General features: G+C 72.8%; 5 protein-coding genes. All 5 read right to left on the bottom strand.

Annotated elements, in window-relative coordinates; translation table 11 throughout:
• On the bottom strand, positions 1-1,221 hold a 1,221-nt coding region (gene miaB, locus ACLBYE_RS29195), incomplete at its 3' end, for a tRNA (N6-isopentenyl adenosine(37)-C2)-methylthiotransferase MiaB (protein ID WP_447696834.1).
• Between the two features lie 154 nt (positions 1,222-1,375).
• Positions 1,376-3,112, bottom strand: coding sequence for an L-lactate permease (locus tag ACLBYE_RS29190; protein ID WP_447696833.1), 1,737 nt, complete (start codon positions 3,110-3,112; stop codon positions 1,376-1,378).
• 343 nt (positions 3,113-3,455) lie between these two features.
• Positions 3,456-4,322 carry a lysophospholipid acyltransferase family protein gene (locus tag ACLBYE_RS29185; protein WP_447696832.1) on the bottom strand — a complete coding sequence of 289 codons (867 nt, stop codon included), beginning with the start codon at positions 4,320-4,322 and terminating at the stop codon, positions 3,456-3,458.
• A gap of 4 nt (positions 4,323-4,326) precedes the next feature.
• Entirely contained in the window at positions 4,327-4,842 is a 516-nt protein-coding gene (locus ACLBYE_RS29180) for a GNAT family N-acetyltransferase (protein ID WP_012317649.1), read from the bottom strand.
• Positions 4,839-5,513, bottom strand: a complete 675-nt coding sequence (gene tsaB / locus ACLBYE_RS29175; protein WP_026604975.1) for a tRNA (adenosine(37)-N6)-threonylcarbamoyltransferase complex dimerization subunit type 1 TsaB — start codon at positions 5,511-5,513, stop codon at positions 4,839-4,841. The genes ACLBYE_RS29180 and tsaB overlap by 4 nt, the downstream gene beginning before the upstream one ends.
• Positions 5,514-5,653: the final 140 nt, after the last annotated feature.

Below are 5,653 nucleotides of genomic sequence, written 5' to 3'. Positions count from 1 at the left end.
CAGCAGGTGCGGCGTCTTGCCCGCGACCTGACCGGGATGCCGCCCGGGCTTCTCAACCAGAACGTCGAAGACCCGGCCGACGGCCGCCCGCTGATAGGCGTGGCGCTGGCCGTCGAGGAGCGCCTGCAGCTCGGCGAGCCGGGCCGCCATCACGGCCTCCGGCACCTGATCGGTGCGGTCGGCGGGCGGCGGGGCGGGGCGCGGGCTGTACTTGAACGAGAACGCGCTCTCGAAGCCGACGTCGCGCACGAGCCGCAGGGTCTCGGCGAAGTCCGCGTCGGTCTCGCCGGGGAAGCCGACGATGAAGTCGGACGACAGGGCGATGTCGGGCCGCGCCGCGCGGATCCGGTCCATCAGCCGGCGGTACTGGTCGCCGGTGTGCTTGCGGTTCATCGCGGCGAGGATCCGGTCGGAGCCCGACTGCACCGGCAGGTGCAGGTAGGGCATCAGGGCCGGAACCTCGGCGTGCGCCCGGATCAGGGCGTCGTCGAAATCGTTCGGGTGGCTCGTCGTGTAGCGGATCCGCGCGATGCCGGGGATCTTCGCCACCGCGCGCACCAGCTCGGCGAGGCCCGTGGGCGCGCCGTCGGGGCCGTCGCCGTGATAGGCGTTGACGTTCTGGCCGATCAGCGTGACCTCGCGGACGCCCCCGTCGGCGAGCTTCTCGGCCTCGGCGAGCACCGCCGCCACGGAACGCGAGACCTCCGCGCCCCGCGTGTAGGGGACCACGCAGAAGGCGCAGAACTTGTCGCAGCCCTCCTGCACGGTGAGGAAGGCCGACGTCCCGAGGGTCCGCCGGCGGGGCAGGTGGTCGAACTTGTCCTCGACCGGGAACTCGGTGTCGACGACGCGGCGCTCGCGGGAGCGCGCCAGCAGGTCCGGCAGCCGGTGATAGCTCTGCGGGCCGACGACCACGTCGACGGCGGGCTGGCGCGCCTGGATCTCGGCGCCCTCGGCCTGGGCGACGCAGCCCGCGACCACGATGCGCGTGTCGAGGCCCTGCGCCTTCCGCTCACCCTTGAGCACGCGCAGGCGGCCGAGTTCGGAATAGACCTTCTCGGCGGCCTTCTCGCGGATGTGGCAGGTGTTGAGGACGACGACGTCCGCGTCCTCGACCGTGTCGGTCGCCGTGTAGCCCTCGGCGCCGAGGACGTCGGCCATGCGGGCCGCGTCGTAGGCGTTCATCTGGCAACCGTAGGATTTGACGAAAGCCTTCTTCAACGCGCGCCGTCCCGAACCGTCCGATGATCCTTGCACCCGCCCCGCGGGGCCCGGCACGCGGCCTGTAGCACGGATCGCGGGGGCCGTCGCGGCGCCCGAAACGCGACCGGCCGCCCGCGGGCGGCCGGTCAGACGCTGGCCGGTCGAACCGGCCTCAGTGGGCGGCCGGCGCCGCCGCCGGCAGGTCGATGACCATCTGCTGGAAGAACGGCACGTAGGCCTGGAGCATCACGAGAAGCCCGACGAGGCAGGCCAGCGCGATCGAGTGCCAGAACACGAAGCGCAGGATCTTGCCTTCCTGGCCGAAATAGCCGGTGGCCGTGGAGGCGACGACGATCGACTGGGCGTCGACCATCTTGCCCATCACGCCGCCCGACGAGTTCGCCGCCGCCATCAGCACGCCCGAGAGGCCGAGCTGCTCGGAGGTGATCCTCTGGAGGCCGCCGAACAGCACGTTCGAGGCCGTGTCCGAACCCGTGAGCGCCACGCCGAGCCAGCCGAGCAGCGTCCCGAAGAACGGGTAGAGGATGCCGGTGCCCGCGAAGGCCAGCCCGAGCGTGGCGTCGACGCCCGCGTAGCGGGTGAGGACGCCGAGCGCGAGCATCGCCGCGATGGTGATGAGCGAGTAGCGCAGGGCCCAGATGGTCTCGAAGTAGGCGGTGACGAGGCGCAGCGGCGAGAACCGCATGATCAGGCCGGAGATGATCGCCGCGATCAGCACGCCGGTGCCGGTGTACGACATATAGGTGAACAGGAAGACCGCGCCCTCCGGCACCGGCTTGGCCACCACCGGCGGCACCTTCATGATCACGTTGTGCAGGCCCGGCACCTCGTATTTCCAGGTGAAGAGCGGGTTGACGATGCCCTTGAACCAGCCGGTCCCCCAGATGGCCACGACGATCGACAGGATGATCCACGGCACCCAGGCCATCAGGATCTCGCCCTGCGAGGCGGTGCGGGCGCCGGTATGGACCGGGGGCGTGCCGGGCACGCCGGCGCCGAGCGCCACGGGCCGCGGACCGGCGACGGCGAGCGACGGATCGTGGCCGCGCAGGGCCGGCGACGACCAGATCTCCTTGGGCTGCCAGACCTTCAGGAACAGCACCAGCGCGAGCATCGAGGCGAGCGAGGCGCCGATATCGACGATCCACGGGTTGACGTAGTTCGAGATCAGGAACTGCGCGACCGCGAAGGAGGCGCCGCAGACCAGGATCGGCGGCCACACCCGGATCATCCCGCGGAAGCCCGCGAACACCCAGATCAGCCAGAACGGCACGATCAGCGAGAACAGCGGCAGCTGCCGGCCGATCATGGCGCCGAGGATCTCGGGCGGGTAGCCGGTCACCGAGGCGAGGCCCTGGATCGGCGCGCCGAGCGCCCCGAAGGCCACCGGCGCGGTGTTGGCGATCAGCGACAGGCCGGAGGCGGCGAGCGGCGAGAAGCCCAGCCCGATCAGGATCGCGCCCGTGACGGCCACCGGCGTGCCGAAGCCGCCCGCGCCCTCGAAGAAGGCGCCGAACGCGAAGGCCACCAGGAGCAGCTGCAACCGCCGGTCGGCCGTGATGCCGGCCACGGACTGCTGCAGGATCGCGAACCAGCCCTTCTCCACCGTGAGCCGGTAGAGGAAGATGACGTTGAGGATGATCCAGCCGATCGGGAAGAAGCCCGTGACCATCCCGAGGATGGCCGCGCGGGTGGCGAGATCGGTCGGCATGCCGAAGCCGACGATGGCCACCAGCATGGCAAGGCCGAGGGCGATGACGGCCGCGATATGGGCCTTCACGCGCCCGCTGGCGATCATGGCGAGCAGTGCGATCACCGGCACTGAAGCGGCGAGCGTCGAGAGCCACGGGCTCCCGAACGGGTCGTAAACCTGGTTCCAGGTTTGCACCGGGCGTCCTCCAATAATTTCCGTCTGTTCCGGATTGCGGCCTAGCTAGCAGACGTGTTCCGGCCGCTCAATGCGTTGAATGATGTATTCTGACGGTGATTCCACCGGCTTACTCTCGCGCGGATAGGGGAATCCGCCCGGTCGAACAGCGTCGGCGTGGTCTCGAGAGGATCAGACCCGTCCAGATCAGGCGTAAAATCTGGAGCTGAGACAGGATTCCGTTCGAGTCCAAGAGCTTAGGCGTGGAGAAGCGGGCCGCGCGCGCCGTCCTCGGTGCCGGGGTCGCGGGCGCGCCGGCTCAAGATCCCGAGGCGGAAGCAGCGTCCGGCGCGGCGCCGAGGGTTCAGACCGGCGCGATCTCCGGCCCCTGAAGACCGATCCCCGGGGCGGCCGGCCGCGCGTCGGGCGCCGGGGCGGTTCCGGCGCCGGTGCCGGCGCCCCGCAGGGCCGCGCGCACCTCGGCCTCGGCGGCCGCGGTGGCGACCTTCCGGTCGGTGGTCGCCTCGAAGGGGATCGGCGCGCCCCAGACCACGTGCACGTCGATGGGGCCGCCCTGCACGAAGGTCGCGAGGTGCGGCGCCAGCTCCATGTCGCCGTACCACGCGATCTCCGCGCGCTCGGCGCGCGTGACCGGCAGGCCGTTGCGCCGCGGATAGGCGATGGCGAGCGGCTGGAGGCGCACCCGTCCGCGCCCGGCCTCGGCCTGCAGCGCCGCGCGGGCGGCGCCGACGAGGGAGGAGCGGAACGGCAGGAGCCGGGTCCCGTCGCCGGTGGTTCCCTCCGCGAACAGGACGACCAGCTCCCCCTCGGCCAGGCGGTGGCCCATGGCGGTGCTGACGCTCGCGGTCGCGCCGCGGCGCTGCCGGTCGATGTAGATCGTCCGCTGGAGCCCCGCGAGGACGCCGATCAGCGGCCAGCCGGCGATCTCGGACTTCGCCACGAAGGAGAGCGGCCGGAGCGAGCCCACCGCGATGATGTCGAGCCACGAGACGTGGTTGGCGAGCACCAGCGCCGCCTCGCCGGGGGCCGGGGGCGTCCCGCTCTGCGTGACCCGCACCCCAAACAGCCACAGGAAGACGCGGTGGAACAGGATCGGCGCCAGGGTCGCGCGGCGGCCGAGGAGCCGCAGGGCGATCCAGTGAGGCGGTCCCAGCACCGCGAAGGCGAGGGCGAGGGCCGCGACGCGCCAGGCGATGCCGAGGCGGCTCACGGCGTCACAGGTCGGCGCTCATCGTCAGCGCGGTCGCCCGGCTGCCGTCGGCCTTGAGATAGTAGCCGGTGCGCGAACCGACCTGCCGGAACCCGTGCCGGGCGTAGAGCCGCAGGGCGGGGGCATTGCCCTCGTCGACCTCCAGATGCACCCGGGCGACGCCGTCGAGGGCGAGGCTCGCCAGGTGCTCGCGCAGCAGCTTGCGGCTGTGGCCGCCGCCGCGCAGAGCTGGGGACAGCACGACCGTCAGGATCTCGGCCTCGTCGGCGGCCCGGCGCGAGAGCACGAAGCCCTGGAGCACGCCCGCGCGCCAGAGGGCGTGCGCGTGGGTCGAGCGCTCGCAGAGCATCCGCTCGAACTCGTGCGCGTCCCAGGGTCGCGCGAAGGCGGTCGCGTGGAGGCGGGCGAGGGCGGGGGCCTGCGCGGCGTCGCGGAGCGGCGCGACGTAGGGCTCCGGGGTCAGCGCGTCCCACCACGCGAACCACCAGTCGAAGGGCCAGAAGGGCAGCGGGCGCGTCATCGCCGTGCGATCCGCGCGTGGTCCTGCGGCCGGGCATCCGGCCCCCGCAGGTAGAGGGGCCGCGCCAGGGCCTGCGCCGGGTCGGCGACGAGGCCGAGGGAGGCCACCGCCGCGATATCGGGACCGCCGACATGGGCGACGCGCGCCGCGACGCCGCGCGCGGCGAGCGCGGCGGCCAGCATCGGCGCGCCGGAGCCGGTCAGCACCACCGGGCCGTCGCCCAGCTGCTCGGCCGCCGCCTCGACGGCGAGGTGCGCGGGCGCGAGGCCGTCGCCCGGCCCGAGGGCCTGCACGTAGACGGCGCCGTGGCGGGCGTCGATCACCGCGGCGATCGTGCCCGCGACGGTGTCGGCCAGGAGCGGCGCGAGGAGCGCCGAGAGGGTGCCGACGCCGACGACGGGCTTGCCGGTCGAGAGGCCGATGGCGCGGGCCGCCGACAGGCCGACCCGTAGCCCGGTGTAGCTGCCGGGCCCGACCGTCACGGCGACCCGGTCGATCGCCTCAAATCCGCCCTCGACCCGGGCGATCACCCGCTCGATCAGCGGCAGCAGAGATTCCGCGTGGCCGCGCGCCATGGGCAGCGACTCGGCGGCGAGGGGCGCCTCGGACTCCTCCGCCATGACGCAGGCGGCGCAGGTGTCCAGCGCTGTGTCGATGGCCAGGATACGCACGCTCACTCCCACAGGCCGGTCCGCGCCGACGGTTGCCTCCCTGCGCCGCGACGGGCGCGAAGAGCCTCCAGCGTTAGAGCAAAACCGCCGCCGCGGCCGCGGGGGGGCGGCCCCGCCCGGGGGAGGACCGGTGGGGGCGT

The sequence above is a fragment of the Methylobacterium sp. A52T genome (assembly GCF_053346095.1).
The sequence above is the reverse complement of the archived record's forward strand: the minus strand, read 5'-3'. Positions and strand labels throughout refer to the sequence as shown.